Source organism: Roseisolibacter agri (genome assembly GCF_030159095.1).
GTDB lineage: Bacteria > Gemmatimonadota > Gemmatimonadetes > Gemmatimonadales > Gemmatimonadaceae > Roseisolibacter > Roseisolibacter agri.
This window is the reverse complement of record NZ_BRXS01000009.1, coordinates 35,423-51,324: the sequence shown is the minus strand read 5'-3', so window position 1 is coordinate 51,324 and position 15,902 is coordinate 35,423. Positions and strand designations below refer to the sequence as shown.

Sequence of the window (15,902 nt, the reverse complement as noted above, 5' to 3'; positions counted from 1 at the left end):
GCTGTCGCGTGATGCACGCGCGCGCCGACGACGCACGCATGGCACGCGGATGGCGTGTGCGGCGTGCGTGCGACACGTGCGCGCGTGCGTCGACACCGCGTCGAGGACGCGTCGAGGACGCGTCGAGGACGCGTCGAGGAGGTGTGCGTGAGGTGCTCGCGAGGTGCTCGCGAGGTGCTCGTGAGGTGCGTCGGATGCGATTTGGAGCACGTCGGAGACGTTTTTTCGCGCGATCCGCGCCTTTTTCGCGCCAATCTCTTGACGACGCGCTTTCCTGCCCTTACTACGTCGTCGTTGCGTTGCGCATCACATGCTGCACGAGGGCTGTCGATGCGCGCGCGGTGCCGAGGCGCCGCGCCCCCGCTTTCGTCGCTTTGTGAATCCAACACCCCGCCCTGCCCGCCCCTGCGTGACGCGCTGCCGGTGCGCGTCGTCAACGCCGCGATCCGCGTCCCGACGCGGTCGGCGGCGTCGGTCGGTCGCCCCCGTGTGCGGCCACCGCGCGGCGTGCACGCGGTGCGGGCGGTCGCGCAGGACGCAGGACCTGGCCGATGGCACGCCACCCCGCTCCCGCGACGCGCGGGTCCGCGACCCGCGGCCGCGCGGCACGGAGCGACCCGGGCGGACCGTCGAATGACTCAGAGGAGGCCACATGCCGATGGGTGACGAGTTGGACGAGGGCCTTCGCTTCAGGCGTCGCGGGAACGACGACGACGACGAGGACCTGGGCGGCTACGGCTACGAGGACGCCGAGGAAGAGGAAGAGGAGGAGGACGAGGAAGACGACGGATTCGGGTCGCTGCGGCGCGGACGGAGTGAGGCGCTGTTCGACGACCCGGTTGCCGCCGCCGAGGAGGAGGAGGACCTCGACGGGGACGTCGAAGAGGAGGAGCTGGACGTCGACGACGCGACGGACGCCGGGGAGGCAGCAGACGATGCCGGGGACGATGCCGGCGACGACATCGGCGACGATGTCGGCCCCGTGGCCGCCGACGACGAGACGGAGCAGGACGACGCCGACCTGTTCGGCGCGAGTGGCGCAGCGACGGATCTCGACGACGCAGAACCCACCGAGGAACCCACTATGGAAGACAACACGATGATGGGCGGCGCCGAGGGCGCTGGCACGGACAACGAGGGCGGCAGCACGTCGGGCCGCGGCCGCCGCGGCGGCGCCAAGAAGGGCGGCGCGCGCAAGGGTGGCGCTCGGAAGGGCGGCGCCAAGAAGGCGGCTGCCAAGAAGGGCGGCGCGCGCAAGGGCGCGGCCAAGAAGGGCGGCGCCAAGAAGGCCGCCGCGAAGAAGGGCGGCGCGAAGAAGGCGGCCGCCAAGAAGGGTGGCGCGCGCAAGGGCGCCGCGAAGGGCGGCGCGCGCAAGGGCGGCGCCAAGAAGGCGGCCGCGAAGAAGGGCGGCGCCCGCAAGGGCGCGGCGAAGGGCGGCGCGCGTAAGGGCGGCGCCAAGAAGGCCGCTGCCAAGAAGGGCGGCGCCCGCAAGGCCGCGTCGAAGGGCGGCGCTCGCAAGGGCGCAGCCAAGAAGGGCGGCGCGCGCAAGGCGGCGGCCAAGAAGGGCGGCGCCCGTCGCGGGCGCTGAACCACTCACCGTCCGTCCGCGCGCCAGCGACACGGCGGCGGTCCCACTCCGGGACCGCCGCCGTGTCGCATCCGCGCCATCCGCGCGGTAATATCGGACCATGACCCTCTCCACCGAGCGGTCGCTGCTCACGCCCGCCAGCGAGGCCCTCGTCGTCGACGCGGCCGCCGCCCCGAGCTTCGCGCGCGCCGTGCTCGACGCGCTCCCGCTCACCGTGTGGACGTGCGACCTCGAGGGTCGCATCACGAGCTTCAACCGCGCGTGGGCGCGCTTCGCCGAGGCGAACGGCGCGCCGCGCCTCGCCGACGCGGCCCTCGTCACCGGCCGGTCCATCTGGGACGGACTCGGCGACACCGCCTCGCGCGAGCAGCTGGAGCGCGGCCTCGCGCTGCTGCGCACCGGCCGCGCGCCGATGGTGCAGTGGGAGTTCCCGTGCGACGCGCCCGACGAGGAGCGCGTCTTCCTGATGCAGCTCTCCCCCGTGCGCGCGTCGCCCGACGACCCGCACGCGATCACGGGCTTCGCCTTCTCCACCGTCGACATCACGCCGAGCCACCGCTCGCGCGAGGCGCTGATCGACACGGGGATCGCGCTCTCGCGCACGCTCGACCTGGAGCGCGTCTACGCGGAGGTCGCCCAGCAGGTGCGGCGCGCCGTGCGCGGCGAGGCGTTCTGCCTCGCCATCGCCGAGGAGGAGACGGGCGCGTTCCGCGTGGTGCACCAGTACGGCTTCGACCGCGACGGCGACCGCGACGGCGACGAGTCGACGGCGGCGCTCGCGGCGCGCCTGGAGCCGGCGTGGCGGGAGGCGCTGGCCGAGGAGCACGTGGTGCTGCGCCACGGCGACCGCGGGCTGGAGCTCACCGCGCCCGTGACGAGCGCCGAGGGCGTGCTGGGGGCGATGACCGTGCGCGCCGACGACATCGAGAGCCCGCAGCGGCTGGACGAGGCGACGCGCCTGCTGACGACGCTCGCCGCGCAGACGGCGGCCGCCATCGAGCGCTCGGGGCTGGTGCGGCGGGTGGAGCAGAAGCGCCGCCTGGAGGCGATCGGCGAGGTCGCGGCCGGCGTCGCGCACGAGCTGCGCAACCCGCTGTTCGGCATCTCGTCCGCGGCGCAGCTGCTCCGCTTCCGCGTCGCCGACGATCCGGTGGTCGAGCGGAACGTCGGCCGCATCCTGCGCGAGGTCGAGCGGCTGAACCGCATGGTCACCTCGCTGCTGGAGTACGGGCGGCACAGCGCCGCGGTGCTCGCGCCGGGCGATCCCGAGGCGGTGTGGGACGACGTCCTGGAGGGCGAGCGCGGACGGCTGGAGAGCCGCGGCCTCGTGCTCGTGAAGGAGCGCGTGGGCGCCGTGCCGCCCGGGGGCGTCGTGTGCCGGATCGACGCGGAGCAGCTGGCGCAGGTGTTCGTCAACGTGCTGGTGAACGCGATCGACGCCGCGCCCGAGGGGAGCGACCTCACGCTGACCTTCGCGTCGCTGCCGAACGGCGCGTGGCGCTGCCGCCTGCACGACGGCGGCCCCGCGATCCCGGCCGAGGTGCAGGCGCGCGCGTTCGAGATCTTCTACTCCACCAAGCCGGGGGGCACGGGGATCGGGCTCGCGCTCTGCCAGCGCATCGTCGACGAGCACGGAGGCACGATCACGCTGGAGAGCGCGCCCGAGGCGGGCACGGCGCTGACCATCACGCTCCCTCCGGCCTGACGTCGCACGGGATGCTGTCGGTGCTGGTCGTCGACGACGACGACACGATCCGCGAGACGCTCGTCGACTTCTTCGACTCGCTGGGCCACGTCACGCGCGGCGCGCGCACGGCGACCGAGGGCCGCCAGGTCGCGGCGGCGCACTCGCCCGACGTCGCGCTGGTGGACCTGCGCCTCCCCGACGCCGACGGGCTGCGGCTGATGGAGGCGCTGCGCGCGGACCATCCGGAAGTCGCGGTCATCCTGCTCACCGGCCACGGCGACGTCGCGACGGCGGTGCGCGCGATGCGCGAGGGCGCGGCGGACTTCCTGGAGAAGCCGATCGACCTCGCGGCGCTCGACGCCGCGGTGCGACGCGCGGCGGAGCATGCGCGGCTGGCGCGCGAGGTCGCGGTGCTGCGCGCGCGCGAGGCGGGTGCGCTCTGGACCGAGACGGCGCCGGCGGCCGAGCGGGCGCCGGTGCCCGATCTCGACCGGCTGGTGGAGCTGGCGGCGCGCAACGACGACGCGCCGGTGCTCGTGATCGGCGAGACGGGCACGGGCAAGGGCTACGTCGCGCGGCAGATCCACGAGCGCTCGCCGCGCCGCGCGCAGCCGTGGGTCGAGATCAACTGCGCGTCGCTGTCGGCGACCTTCGTGGAGAGCGAGCTGTTCGGCCACGAGAAGGGCGCGTTCACCGACGCGCGACAGGCGAAGCGCGGCCTCGTCGAGGTGGCGGGGCGCGGCACCCTCTTCCTGGACGAGGTGGCGGAGCTCGCGCCCGAGGTGCAGCCGAAGCTGCTGAAGGCGATCGAGGAGCGCGCGTTCCGGCGGCTGGGCGGCACCGCGACGCTGACGAGCGACGCGCGGCTGATCGTGGCGACGAACGTCCCGCTGGCGGACGCGGTGGCGCGCGGGCGCTTCCGCGCGGACCTGTACTACCGGCTGCAGGTGCTGACGATCGCGCTGCCGCCGCTGCGCACACGGCGCGACGAGATCCCCGCGCTGGCCGCGGCGCTGCTCCCGCGCGGCGCGCGGCTGGCGGAGTCGGCGCGCGCGGCGCTGCAGGCGTACGACTGGCCGGGGAACATCCGCGAGCTGAAGAACGCGCTGTGGCGCGCGAGCATCCTCGCCGACGGCGCGCCGATCACGCCCGCGCACCTGGGCCTGACGCCGTCGAACGGCGCTGCCGTCGCACCACTCGACGATCCGGTGACGCTCGCGGACGCCGAGCGCCGCGCGATCGCGGCCGCGCTGGCGGCGACGGGCGGGAACCGCGCGCAGGCGGCCGCGCGACTGGGGATCGCGCGCTCGACGCTGCAGGAGAAGCTGAAGCGCGGCGGCTGAGACCTCCGCGTGCTGCGGCACCGTCGCGCCGGACCCGAACCGCAACAGCAGCAAGGATGAAAGTCTGACAGGATCTGATAACGACGGATGGCTCCGGTGGAGTGCGAGCGACATCGCACCCACACGGAGCCATCCGTCGTTATCGGACGTTATCCGATCTTCATCCTTGCAATGCCGTTCGCCGTTCGGGTCCGGCGCACCGACGCGTCCCGAGCGGCCCGACACGCAGCACGCACTACGCAGCCGCCCGATTTCCGGTCAGCCCGGCGGCCCCTCGTCCGGAATCCGGACGCTCGCGCCGCGCGCCGCGCACGGGCGCGAACGCACAACCCGCTGGCGCGCAAGCACTTCCGGAAATCCCACGACGCGGCCCGGTTGTCGCCTTGAGGATGGCCGTGCGACGACCACCTCGGTCGATCCGCCGCCTGATGTCCGCCGCCCGCAGCCCCTCATGCGCCAGGTCCTCATCGTCGAAGACGAGCAGTGCATCCGCGACGTGCTCGCGGAGCTGTTCGACGTCGCGGGCAGCGCGGTCGACACGGCCGGCACCCTCGACGAGGCGAAGGCCGCGCTCGCACGCCACGCCTACGACCTGATCGTCACCGACATCCGGCTCGGCGGGAAGCGCGACGGCGGACTGCAGGTCATGGCCGCCTCCGGGCTGCTCTCGCCCGACGCGGCGGTCATCGTCCTCACCGCCTTCCCCGACGCCGACAACCGCCACGCCTCGCTGCGGCTCGGCGCCACGCACTTCCTCGAGAAGCCCGTGGACCTGTCGACGATCGCCGGACTCGCCGCGTCGGCCGGCGTCGCCAGCGCGCTCGTCCCCGCCACGACGCTGCCGTCCGCACGCCCGGAGGCGCCGACGCTCCACTAGCGCTCCACGAGCTCCGGCACGGCGACGGGCCACGGCCCGTCGCGATCGCTAGCGCCGCTCCCGCAGGTGGGGAAAGGGTGTTGTGTGGGCGGGACGGCCTAGCGATTCCGGCGCTGCTCGTGGACGTCGGCGACGTCGCGCGCGAGCACGAGCCGACCCGCCGTGCGCTCCCACATCGCGCTCAGCGAGCCGCGCCCCTCCAGCACGACGCGATACCCCGACGGCGACGGATCCAGCAGGTCGCCGTCCAGCCGCGCCAGCTCGTCGCGCAGCGCGCGCTCCAGACGCCGCGTCCGATGCGCGGCCGCGCGCATCGCCCCCGCCAGCGCGGGCGGACCGGGCTCCGGCGCCACCGGCGCGCCCACGCGCACGAACAGCTCCGGACGCTGCTCCGCGCGCAGCTCGTAGCGCAGCGCCACCGGCACCACGACCGCCTCCGGCACCGCGTGCTGCAGCCGCGCGAGCCCCGACCGGAACGCGAGCGGCACGCGCGCCGGCAGCAGCGCCCCCTGCGGGAAGATCCACAACGTGCGACCCGGCGCGTCGCGCAGCAGCGCGGACGCATGCGCGACCACCGCCCGCGCGTCGTCGATCCCGTCGCCCGTCGCGCCGAAGCAGCCGATCTGCCGGAAGAACGGGAAGCGCCGCAGCTGCTCGCCCTGCATGAGGCCGAAGCCGTCGCACCGGAACACGTCGTGCGAGAGGAACAGCAGGACGATCGGGTCCCACCACGCGCTGTGGTTCAGGAAGCCGATCACCGGGCCCGCGCCGGCGTCCGGCCACGGCGCACCCCCGACCCACACGCGCGCGAACGCGCGACGCAGCAGGCGCCGGCCGTAGCGGGCGTACAGCGGCAGCAGCAGCGGCGACTTGCGGGCGGGCAGCAGCATGGCGGCACGTTGCGCCGCGCACCGGACGGGCGCAACGCGACACCGCCACGCGTTCGCGCGGTACGACCACCACTCCCCGACGACGACATCCTGCGATGCGGTGGCGAACGGTCGCGCTCTCCGGTGGTGCAGCACTCGGCGTCGCGGCGCTGTTCAACGCGGTCGCGGAGACCGGCGTCACCCCCCTCGCCAACCCGCTGGGCGGCGAGACGGGGACGTGGCACTGGCGCGGCCACCGCATCGCCTGGACGCGCCGCGGCGACGGCCCCGCGGTGCTGCTGGTGCACGCCCTCCACGACTCGGCCTGGAGCCACGAGTGGCGGCACGTCGTCGCGCCCCTCGCCACCGACCACACCGTCTGGACGCTCGACCTCCCCGGCTTCGGCCGCTCCGCTCGGCCCGCCGCACGGTACTCCGCCGCCCTCTACGTCGCGCTGCTCGACGAGTTCGCGCGCACCGTGATCGGCGCGCCCTGCGCGCTCGTCGGCAGCGCGCTGGGTGGCGCGTACACCGTGGCGCTGGCCGCGCGTGACGCCCGGCGCTTCCCCGCCCTCGTGCTCGCGTGCCCCGCGGGCGTCACGCACCTCGCGTCGGCACCCACGGCCGCCAGCGACGCCGCACGCACGCTGCTCGAGAGCCCCGTCGTCGGCACGGCGGCGTTCAACGCCCGCGTCACCCGCGCCAGCCTGCGCCACGCCCTGACGCGGGCCTACGCCGACCCGTCGCGCGTCACGCCCGCGCTGCTCGATGCGCACCACGCCACCGCGCACCAGCCGGGCGCGCGCTTCGCGCCGGCGGCCTTCGTCGGCGGCGCGCTCAACCTCAACGTCCGCGACGCGCTGCGGCGGCTGGAGCAGCCCGTGCTGCTGACGTGGGGGCGCCGCGCCCGCGACCTCCCACCCACGGAGCGGGACGCCTACCGCACGCTGCTGCCGGATGCCGAGGTCGCGACGTTCGCGTCCGGCAGCCTCCCGCACGACGAGTGCGCGGACGAATGGGTGGCCGTAGTGCGCGACTTCCTGATGCGCGCTGGGGCAGTCGGAGGGGCGCACCAGGTGCGCTGAGCGTTCGGAAACGCCGCTCCGGTACGATCCGCTCTGGACGGGCACGCGCACCGGACCGCACAATAGCGCGGCCCCGCGATCGGGCCTCCCCGTTGGCCGTCCCCGCCGCCGCGCCACATGCCCCAGCGCCCTACCGCACGCCCGCGCCCCGTCCGGCGCGCGCTGCTCCTGCTGGCGTTCCTCGCGCCCCCCGCCGCGGCCCAGGGCGTCGGCGACGGTGTCCTCCTCCCCGCCCGCACGCTGGCCGCCGCCGTCGAGTACGACCTCGAGCGGTGGGACGAGTACTGGGAAGGCACCCTCCTCCGCCGCAACGAGAACATCGGCACGCTGACGACGCGCCGCGCGAGGCTGTGGACCGGCTACGGCCTCACCGACCGCGTCACCCTCGTCGCGTCGCTGCCGTACGTGCGCACCGACGCCAGCGACGGCGTGCTGCGCGGCATGTCGGGCTTCCAGGACCTCAACGTCGCCGTCAAGCTGCGCGTGCTGCAGGCGGGGCTCGGCGGACGCGCGACGCTGCGCGGGCTGGTCGTCGCCGGCGCCGGCGCGCCCACTACCGACTACACGCCCGACTTCCTCCCGATGTCGATCGGCCTCGGGAGCCGCACCGCGCAGGCGCGCGGCACGCTGCGCGTCGAGGGCCGCAACGGCTGGTTCGCCGACGGCTCGGCCGGGCACACCTGGCGGTCGACCGTGCACCTCGACCGCCCCGCCTACTACACCGACGGGCAGCTGGTGCTGAGCGACGAGGTCGCGATGCCCGACGTGTTCGACTACGTCGTGAGCGCGGGCTGGCGCGGCCGCGGCCTCGCCGTCCCCGTGTCGCTCGTCGGCCAGCGCACGCTCGGCGGCGGCGACATCCGGCGCCAGGACATGCCCTTCGTCTCCAACCGCATGGACTTCACGCGCGTCGCCGCGCGCGTCGCGTACGCGCTCCCCGTGTTCTCCGCGCTCTCCGTCTCCGGCGGCGCGGCGCGCACCGTGGCCGGCCGCAACGTCGGCCGCGCGACCACCCTCACCGGCGGGGTGGCCTATGCGCGCCGCTTCTGAGCGTGCGCGGCGCTGGGTCGGGCTGGCCGCGCTCGCGCTGCTCTCCTGCGACCGCCACGTCGAGCCGACCGAGGTCCTTCCCCCGCTGCAGGCCCCGAGCGTCGACGCCGCCGCCGGCGCGTGGCGCATGTTCGTGCTCGACGCGCCCGACCAGGTCGCGGTCGCCGCGCCCGCCGCGGCCACCAGCGACGCGTTCCGCGCCGAAGTGGCCGCGGTCAAGGCCGCGCAGGCGGCGATGACCGACGCGCAGCGCGCCAACGTCGCGCACTGGAGCGGCGGCGGCGTGCTGCGGTGGAACCAGGTGATGCGCGAGCTGGTCGCGCGCTACAACCTGCCGCCTGTCCCGCGCCCCGACGGCAGCTACCCCGTCCCCGACGCCGAGAACCCGTTCGCCGACCCGCAGTTCCCGTTCGCCAACCCGCCGTACGCGGCGCGCGCGTACGCCTACGTCAGCGTGGCGCAGTACGAGGCGCTGAAGGCGGCGTGGCACTGGAAGTTCCGCTACGGTCGACCGTCGCCCGCGAAGGTCGACGCGGGCGTGACGACGCTCGTGCCGCCGGGCGACCTGCCGGCCTACCCGTCGGAGGACGCGGTGCTCGCGGGCGTGACCGCGGAGGTGCTGAAGCTCCTCTTCCCCGGATCGGTGGAGGAGATCACGCGGCACGCCGCGACGCAGCGCGAGGCGGCGCTCCTCTCCGGCCGCGCGACGGCGAGCGACGTCACCGCGGGGCTCGCCCTCGGCCGCTCGGTGGCGGCGCTGGTGATCGCGCGCGCGCGCGCCGACGGCATGGGCACCGCGGGCGGCACGCCGGCGCTGTGGCAGGGGATGGCCAGCGCGGCGGTCGCGCGCGGCGAGGTGGCGTGGGTCAGCCAGGAGTCGCCGGCGCGCCCGCCGATGCTGCCGAACTTCGGCAACACGCGGGCGTGGACGTTCACCGCCGCGGAGCTCGCGGCCACCTCGCCCGGGCCGCCGCCGTCGACGTCGTCGGAGCGGATGCGCGAGGACCTCGCGGAGGTGAAGCGCGTGGCCGCGCACCTGACGCGCGAGCAGCAGGCGATCGCGATGAAGTGGAACGACGGCGCCGGCACGTACACGCCGCCCGGGCACTGGAACGACATCGCGGCCGAGCACGTGCGCGACGCGCGGCTGAGCGAGGTGCGGGCGGCGCGCGTGTTCGCGCTGCTGAACATGGCGATGCACGACGCCGCGGTCGGCTGCTGGAGCGTGAAGTTCCAGTACTACAACCCGCGCCCCTCGCAGCTCGACCCGACCATCAAGACGATGATCGGGCTGCCGAACTTCCCGGCCTACCCGTCGGGCCACTCGACCTTCTCGGCGGCGGCGGCGGCGGTGCTGGGCCACTTCTTCCCGGCGTCGGCGACCGAGTTGGCGGCGATGGCCGACGAGGCCGGGATCTCGCGCCTCTACGGCGCGATCCACTACCGCAGCGACGTCGAGGGCGGGAAGCTGCACGGCCGCCGCATCGGCGACCACGTGGTCACGCTGGCGCGCGCGGACGGGGGCGGCTGAGCGCCGCCGTCGCTCAGCGCAGCTCCGGCCGCCCGAGCGCCGCGCGCACCGCCTCGCGCATCGCGAGCAGCGCCTCCTCGCGCGCCGCGGGCGAGTCGTCGCGCACGTGCAGCTCGATCCCGTCCGCGACGGCGACGCGCCGCCAGGTGGCCGGCCCGTCGTCCTCGCGCGGCTGGATGCCCGCGCCGTTGGTCACCAGCGCCGGCGCCAGCGACGTCGCCACGCGGCGCTCCAGCGCGTCGCCCGTGACCTCGCGCATCTCCTTCTTGATCGCCTCCAGCGTCTGCCCCTCGCGCTGGCGGATCTTGATCGCGAGCAGCTGCAGCAGGTGGCGATAGTTGTACGTCGCGGAGGTGCCCGTGCCCTCGGGACGATCCAGCAGCCCCGACGCGACGTAGAACCGCACCGCGCGCGCGCTCGGCGCCGCGCGCGCGGAGGCGTTGGTGGGACGGATGCCGGCCGCGTCGGCGAGCGCCGTCGCGTGCGCGGCGAGCCCGCGGGCGTTGAACGGCGCGTGGCGCGCGTGGAGTCGGAGCAGCTGGACGGGAGACTCGGCCATGCGCGTACGATAGCGGCGCGCTCCGGCGGCAACCAGAGCACGACCGCGCGAGCGTCCGCGCGGTGGCGCGCCCGTGGCGCCCGGCTGCGGGACCTGCGCGCGGCCCGCGCCCTGCACCGCGCGTCGGGCCCCGAACCCAGGAGACCCGATGAAGGATGGCGCACAGGCGCTGACGGACCGCGTGGCGCTCGTGACCGGTGCCGGCTCCGGCATCGGCGCCGCGGCGGCCGAGCGACTCGCGGCGGCGGGCGCGCGCGTCGCGCTGGTGGGACGCACGGCGTCCGAGCTCGAGGCCGTCGCCAGGCGCATCGGCGACGCCGGCGGCACCGCGCGCGTGGAGGTCGCCGACGTCGCCGACGCGGCCGCGATGCAGCGCGCCACCGACGCCACGGCGGGCGAGTGGGGGCGGCTCGACGTCGTCTTCGCGAACGCGGGCGTGAACGGCGTCTGGGCGCCCATCGAGGAGCTGGCGCCCGAGGAGTTCGAGTCGACGCTGCGCACCAACCTCCTCGGCACCTTCCTCACCATCAAGTACGCGACGCCGCACCTCAAGCGGCAGGGCGGCAGCGTGATCGTGTGCGCGAGCATCAACGGCACGCGCGTCTTCAGCAACACCGGCGCGACGGCCTACTCGGCCTCCAAGGCGGCGCAGGTGGCGATGACGAAGATGCTGGCGCTGGAGCTGGCCAAGCATCGCGTGCGCGTGAACGTCGTCTGCCCCGGCGCGATCGAGACGAACATCGACGAGAACACCGAGAAGCGCGACGTCGAGCGCGAGGAGGAGCCCGTCGAGTTCCCCGAGGGCGAGATCCCGCTCACCGACGGCAAGCCCGGACGCGCCGGGCAGGTCGCGGACCTGGTGCTGTTCCTGGCGTCGGATGCCTCCAGCCATGTCACCGGGACGGAAGTCTGGATCGATGGCGGGCAGAGTCTGTTGATCGGGTGAGGCGGAGGACGGAACGGCGGAAACCGATACCGCGGAAGACGATGAAGCGTGAAACGGAAAGGCGGACCCTTCGAGCTTGGAGCTTCAAGCCGAGAGTCCGCCCCATCGTATCGCGCCGTTCCGTCCTCCGCCGTTCCGTTCTCCGCCGTTCCGTCCTCCGCCTTAAAGGACTCGCTGGAGGGTGGCGGCACCGCCATCGCGCGCCTTGATCCACCACGGCCGCTTCGCCATCTCCGCCACGGTCATCTCGCGCGAGTGCCGCAGGTCCTCGAGGAACATGCGGTCCATGCCCGCCACGACGGCCGAGTCGTGCACCAGCAGCGTCGTCTCGTCGTTGAAGGCGAGCGAGCGGTTGTCGAAGTTCATCGACCCCACGCTCCCCCACACGCCGTCGACGCTCATCGTCTTGGCGTGCATGTTCGCCGGCTGGTACTCGTACACCTTCACGCCCGCGCGCAGCAGCTCCTCGTAGCGGAAGCGGCCCGCGAAGCGCGTCGTCTGCACGTCGGTGCGGGGGCCCGTCGTCATGATGCGCACGTCCACGCCGCGCTTCGCGGCCGCCGCCAGCAGCCGGCGGAAGTCGTCGTCCGGGACGAAGTACGCGTTCGTGATGTAGAGCGTGCGCCGCGCGCCCGCGATCGTCAGCGCGAGGAAGCGCTCCGCCTGCGTACTCCCCGTCGACGGCACCGCGTGCAGCAGGCCCGCGCGCACCGTGCCCTCCGCGACCGCGCGCGCGACGACCGGCGCATCCGCCGGCGGCGGCCGCTCCGCCGACGCCGCCCGGCCCGGCCCCGAGCGCAGCACCGGACGCTGCACGCCCACCGGGCTCACCGAGTCGCCGTCCGCCACCGGCTTGAACGACACCGGCGGGAAGAACGCGTCGCCCGTCAGCAGCTCGCCCGTCGCCTCCGCCCACGTCGACCCGAACGCCGCCTGCAGCTGCGCCACCGCCGGCCCCTCGAAGCGGACGTTCGTCTCGCGCCACTCGTCCGGCTTGCGCCCCGCGCCCAGCCAGTAGTCCGCGAGCCCGAAGCCGCCCGTGTAGCCCACGCGCCCGTCCACCACCACCACGCGCGCGTGCGAGCGCTCGGCCGCCTTGTGCAGCGTGTACCAGCGCAGCTGCCGCAGCCACGCGATCTCGACGCCCGCCGCCTTCAGCTTCTCGACCCACTTCTCGGCCAGCGTCTGCGCGCCGAAGCCGTCCAGCAGCAGCAGCACGCGCGCCTTCTTCCGCGCGCACTCGGTCAGCACCTGCGCCATCGTGTCGGCGATCGCGCCCGGCTGCGCGAAGTACATCTGCACCGTCACGGCGCGCTGGCAGGTGCGCAGGTCGCGCCACAGCAGCGGGTACGTCCCGTCGCCGTTCTCCAGCACCTGCACGCGATTGCCCGGGTGGAGCGACGTGCCCGCGTACAGCTCGACGGTGCGCACGAACAGCGTGTCCGCGGGCGCCGGCGGCCCCGCCGGGTCGCCGCGCGCGATCACGTACTCCACCGGCGTGCCGCGCGTGACCGACAGGACGCCGATCAGCGCCAGCAGGGCCAGCGCCAGCAAGAGCCCCCAGAGGGCCAGTCGTCCCGCCACGCGTTTGAACACGCGACCGCGTAGAGCAGGGCTCGTTCCACACGGCCGGGCCCCACGCCCATGGCGTCCGGGCCGCCACCTCCCCAGTTTGGCAGCCGGAGCCCTCACCGCCTCACCCGTCGTCGCCGAGCGCTGCGCCCGCACCGCCGCCTCCTGCCTGCCCCTTCGCCGTCGCCCGACGGATCGCCGGGCACCGCGCGCGTCGCGCTGCCCGCGCCGGTGCGCTCGGGGCGTCCGTCCGCGCGCGCGACGCGCCAGGTGGGCCCGCCCGACGTCGCGCCCACCGCCGGCACCGTCGCGCGCCTGCCCCTGCTCGCGCTCGCGGCGGCCGCGGTGGTGCTGCACGTCGTCGTCAACCGCGTCAGCGTCTACGGGCTGCACCGCGACGAGCTGCTCTATCTCGCGATGGGCCGCCATCTCCGCTTCTGGGGGATGGACTTCCCGCCGGGCATCGCCGTCCTCGCCGAGACGACGCGCGCGCTGCTCGGCGACACCGACGGCGCGCTGCGCGCGGGGCCCGCGCTCGCCCACGCGGCGCTCGTGCTGCTGGCCGGGCTGCTCGCGTCCGCGCTGCGTGGCGGCCGCGGCGCGCAGCTGCTGGCCGCCGTCGCGGTGCTGGCGTCGCCGCTCTTCCTGCGCGCGGGCCATCTGTTCCAGCCGCTCGTCTTCGACCAGCTGTGGTGGACGCTCGCGCTGCTGGCGCTCGTGCACATCGGGCGCGCGGCCAGCGAGGGCGTGGACCCCGCCCGCCCGTCGAGCGACGCATCGTGGACGACGCCCGGGGGACGGCGGCGGCGCCTGGCGTGGAGCGCGCGCTCCGGCCAGTGGCTCTCGCACGCCACCGCCAGCCCGTGGATGCTGCTCGGCCTCGCGGGCGGCCTCGGGCTGCTGACGAAGTTCAGCATCCTCTTCCTCGGCGCGGCGGTGGCGGCGGCGCTCGTCGTCGGGCCGCTGCGCCGGTCGCTGCTCACGGTGCGGCCGTGGCTCGCGCTCGCGGTCGCGCTGCTCGTGGGCGCGCCGAGCATCGTCGGACAGCTGCGACTGGGCTGGCCCGTGCTGGGGCAGATGCGCGAGCTGCGTGGCACGCAGCTGGTGCACGTCGGCGCGCTGGACTTCCTGGGCGGCCAGCTGCTGCTCGGCCCCGCGGTGCTGCTCGCGGTGCTCGGCGTGTGGACGCTGCTCGCGGCGCGGTGGACGCGCGGCGCGCGCACGGCGGGGCTGGCCTGCGCGTTCGCGTTCGCGCTGCTGCTCGCGCTGCGCGGCAAGGCGTACTACGTCGCCCCGGTCTACCCGCTGCTGTTCGCGGCCGGCGCGGTGGCGCTGGAGCAGGGCACGCGCGGCTGGCGTCTGCGCCGCAGCGGCGCCGCGCCGCGCCTCCGGATCGCCGGCGCGCTGATCGTCGCGTACGGGCTCGTGACGCTGCCGGTCGCGCTGCCGATGCTGCCGCCCGCCGCGACCGCGCGCTGGGCCGCCACGCTCGGCGTCGACGCCGCCACGCGCACCAACACCGGCCAGTCGCTCGCGCTGCCGCAGGACTTCGCGGACATGCTCGGCTGGCCCGAGCTCGCGGCGACGGTGGCCGAGGCGTACGCCGCGCTTCCGGACAGCGCGCGCGCCGACGTCGCGGTGCTGGCGGGGAACTACGGGCAGGCGGGCGCGCTCGAATTCTACGGCCCGCGCGTCGGCCTGCCGCCGGTCGTCAGCCCGGCGGGCTCGTACTGGTTCTTCGGCCCGGGCGACCGCGTCGCCGACCCGGTGCTCACCGTCGGCGTCCCCGAGGCCGCGCTGCGCGGCCGCTGCACGCGCGTCGTCCCGCTGGGCGTCGTGCGCCACGCCGACACGAGATGGCTGGTGCCGGAGGAACGTGACGTGCCGCTGTTCCTGTGCGAGGGGCCGAATCCGTCGCTGCGCGCCAGCTGGCGCACACTCAAGAGCGAGTGACGATACGGCGGAGAACGGTGAAGCGGAGGACGATGGAGCGTGAAACGATAGGGCGGACCTTCGCTTCAGGCTTCGAGCTTGACGCATCCGCGTTATCGTCTCACGCTCCATCGTCCTCCGCCGTTCCGTCCTCCGCCCCATCGGCATCGTGGTAGTCCTCATCACAGGCGTCGGCCGCGAAGGCCAAGTGGGTGAATCGGTAGCGCGCGCGTTCGCGGCGCATGGCGCTCGTCTCGCCCTCGTCGACCGCACCGCCGCGCAGGCCGAGCGGCAGGCGGCCGCGCTGCGTGCGGAGGGGCACGAGGCGCACGGCTTCGGCTGCGACCTGGCGGACGTCGAGCAGGTGGACGCGATGATCGCGCAGGTGCACGCGATCGTCGGCGACGTCGACGCGCTGGTGTGCGCGGCGGGCGGCTTCGCGCCCACCGGCCCGCTCGACGAGACCGCGGTCGAGGACATCGAGCGCCAGCTCGGCATCAACCTGAAGACCGCGGTGCTGGCGACGCGCGCCGCGCTGCCGATGCTGCGGCGCACGCGCGGGAGCATCGTCTACTTCGGCTCCGCGGCCGTGCTGCCCGGCGCGACCGGCGGCGGCATGCTCGCCTACGCGATGGCCAAGAGCGGCGTGCTGGCGCTGATGCGCGCCGTGGCCGAGGACGAGCGGGCGCACGGCGTGCGCGCCAACGCCGTCGCGCCCACCAGCATCCGCACCGCCGCCAACGTCGCGGCGATGGGCGACCGCGCGGACTACGTGTCGCGCGAGGAGGTGGCCGCGTCGGTGCTCTGGCTCTGCTCCGACGCGGCCCGCGCGGTCACCGGCCAGGTGCTGCGGCTCGGCTGAT

General features: G+C 75.0%; 13 protein-coding genes. 10 read left to right on the top strand and 3 right to left on the bottom strand.

Going from position 1 to position 15,902, the window contains the following annotated elements:
- The first annotated feature begins 652 nt into the window (after window positions 1-652).
- From rosag_RS24155 to rosag_RS24140, 4 genes are all read left to right on the top strand, one after another.
- The gene (locus rosag_RS24155) at window positions 653-1,588 is read left to right on the top strand and encodes a histone H1-like repetitive region-containing protein (RefSeq protein WP_284352756.1); all 936 of its coding nucleotides are present in this window, start codon (window positions 653-655) and stop codon (window positions 1,586-1,588) included.
- Window positions 1,589-1,688: 100 nt separating this feature from the next.
- Window positions 1,689-3,293: an ATP-binding protein gene (locus tag rosag_RS24150; RefSeq protein ID WP_284352755.1), complete on the top strand. Its 1,605-nt coding sequence runs from the start codon at window positions 1,689-1,691 to the stop codon at window positions 3,291-3,293.
- 11 nt (window positions 3,294-3,304) lie between these two features.
- Window positions 3,305-4,618, top strand: a complete 1,314-nt coding sequence (locus rosag_RS24145) for a sigma-54-dependent transcriptional regulator (RefSeq protein ID WP_284352754.1) — start codon at window positions 3,305-3,307, stop codon at window positions 4,616-4,618.
- A gap of 451 nt (window positions 4,619-5,069) precedes the next feature.
- Window positions 5,070-5,495, top strand: coding sequence for a response regulator (locus tag rosag_RS24140; RefSeq protein WP_284352753.1), 426 nt, complete (start codon window positions 5,070-5,072; stop codon window positions 5,493-5,495).
- 98 nt (window positions 5,496-5,593) lie between these two features.
- Here the strand turns inward: rosag_RS24140 and rosag_RS24135 are convergent, their stop codons facing one another.
- On the bottom strand, window positions 5,594-6,385 hold the full coding sequence (locus tag rosag_RS24135) for a lysophospholipid acyltransferase family protein (protein ID WP_284352752.1): 792 nt from the start codon (window positions 6,383-6,385) through the stop codon (window positions 5,594-5,596).
- Between the two features lie 95 nt (window positions 6,386-6,480).
- On the opposite strand from rosag_RS24135, the gene rosag_RS24130 reads away from it, so the two are divergent.
- From rosag_RS24130 to rosag_RS24120, 3 genes are all read left to right on the top strand, one after another.
- Window positions 6,481-7,449, top strand: coding sequence for an alpha/beta fold hydrolase (locus rosag_RS24130; RefSeq protein WP_284352751.1), 969 nt, complete (start codon window positions 6,481-6,483; stop codon window positions 7,447-7,449).
- 117 nt (window positions 7,450-7,566) lie between these two features.
- The gene (locus rosag_RS24125) at window positions 7,567-8,499 is read left to right on the top strand and encodes a hypothetical protein (protein ID WP_284352750.1); all 933 of its coding nucleotides are present in this window, start codon (window positions 7,567-7,569) and stop codon (window positions 8,497-8,499) included.
- Window positions 8,483-10,030, top strand: a complete 1,548-nt coding sequence (locus tag rosag_RS24120; RefSeq protein WP_284352749.1) for a phosphatase PAP2 family protein — start codon at window positions 8,483-8,485, stop codon at window positions 10,028-10,030. Before rosag_RS24125 ends, rosag_RS24120 begins: the two co-directional genes overlap by 17 nt.
- Before the next feature lie 13 nt (window positions 10,031-10,043).
- Here rosag_RS24120 and rosag_RS24115 read toward each other — a convergent pair whose 3' ends face one another.
- Entirely contained in the window at window positions 10,044-10,589 is a 546-nt protein-coding gene (locus rosag_RS24115; RefSeq protein ID WP_284352748.1) for a MerR family transcriptional regulator, read from the bottom strand.
- Between the two features lie 148 nt (window positions 10,590-10,737).
- Here rosag_RS24115 and rosag_RS24110 point away from each other — a divergent pair, with 148 nt between their 5' ends.
- The gene (locus rosag_RS24110; protein WP_284352747.1) at window positions 10,738-11,535 is read left to right on the top strand and encodes an SDR family oxidoreductase; all 798 of its coding nucleotides are present in this window, start codon (window positions 10,738-10,740) and stop codon (window positions 11,533-11,535) included.
- 162 nt (window positions 11,536-11,697) lie between these two features.
- Here rosag_RS24110 and rosag_RS24105 read toward each other — a convergent pair whose 3' ends face one another.
- Complete coding sequence (locus tag rosag_RS24105; protein ID WP_284352746.1) at window positions 11,698-13,131, bottom strand: phospholipase D-like domain-containing protein; 1,434 nt, start codon at window positions 13,129-13,131, stop codon at window positions 11,698-11,700.
- 207 nt (window positions 13,132-13,338) lie between these two features.
- On the opposite strand from rosag_RS24105, the gene rosag_RS24100 reads away from it, so the two are divergent.
- A complete protein-coding gene (locus rosag_RS24100) occupies window positions 13,339-15,060 on the top strand; it encodes a glycosyltransferase family 39 protein (protein ID WP_284352745.1) in 1,722 nt (573 codons plus the stop codon).
- Between the two features lie 148 nt (window positions 15,061-15,208).
- On the top strand, window positions 15,209-15,901 hold the full coding sequence (locus tag rosag_RS24095; RefSeq protein WP_284352744.1) for an SDR family NAD(P)-dependent oxidoreductase: 693 nt from the start codon (window positions 15,209-15,211) through the stop codon (window positions 15,899-15,901).
- Window position 15,902: the final 1 nt, after the last annotated feature.

What these genes read in the sequence shown, in the direction of transcription:
- rosag_RS24155 (WP_284352756.1), top strand. Translation starts at nt 653, where the DNA reads ATGCCGATGGGTGACGAGTTGGACGAGGGCCTTCGCTTCAGGCGTCGC.
- rosag_RS24150 (WP_284352755.1), top strand. Translation starts at nt 1,689, where the DNA reads ATGACCCTCTCCACCGAGCGGTCGCTGCTCACGCCCGCCAGCGAGGCC.
- rosag_RS24145 (WP_284352754.1), top strand. Translation starts at nt 3,305, where the DNA reads ATGCTGTCGGTGCTGGTCGTCGACGACGACGACACGATCCGCGAGACG.
- rosag_RS24140 (WP_284352753.1), top strand. Translation starts at nt 5,070, where the DNA reads ATGCGCCAGGTCCTCATCGTCGAAGACGAGCAGTGCATCCGCGACGTG.
- rosag_RS24135 (WP_284352752.1), bottom strand. Translation starts at nt 6,385, where the DNA reads ATGCTGCTGCCCGCCCGCAAGTCGCCGCTGCTGCTGCCGCTGTACGCC.
- rosag_RS24130 (WP_284352751.1), top strand. Translation starts at nt 6,481, where the DNA reads ATGCGGTGGCGAACGGTCGCGCTCTCCGGTGGTGCAGCACTCGGCGTC.
- rosag_RS24125 (WP_284352750.1), top strand. Translation starts at nt 7,567, where the DNA reads ATGCCCCAGCGCCCTACCGCACGCCCGCGCCCCGTCCGGCGCGCGCTG.
- rosag_RS24120 (WP_284352749.1), top strand. Translation starts at nt 8,483, where the DNA reads ATGCGCGCCGCTTCTGAGCGTGCGCGGCGCTGGGTCGGGCTGGCCGCG.
- rosag_RS24115 (WP_284352748.1), bottom strand. Translation starts at nt 10,589, where the DNA reads ATGGCCGAGTCTCCCGTCCAGCTGCTCCGACTCCACGCGCGCCACGCG.
- rosag_RS24110 (WP_284352747.1), top strand. Translation starts at nt 10,738, where the DNA reads ATGAAGGATGGCGCACAGGCGCTGACGGACCGCGTGGCGCTCGTGACC.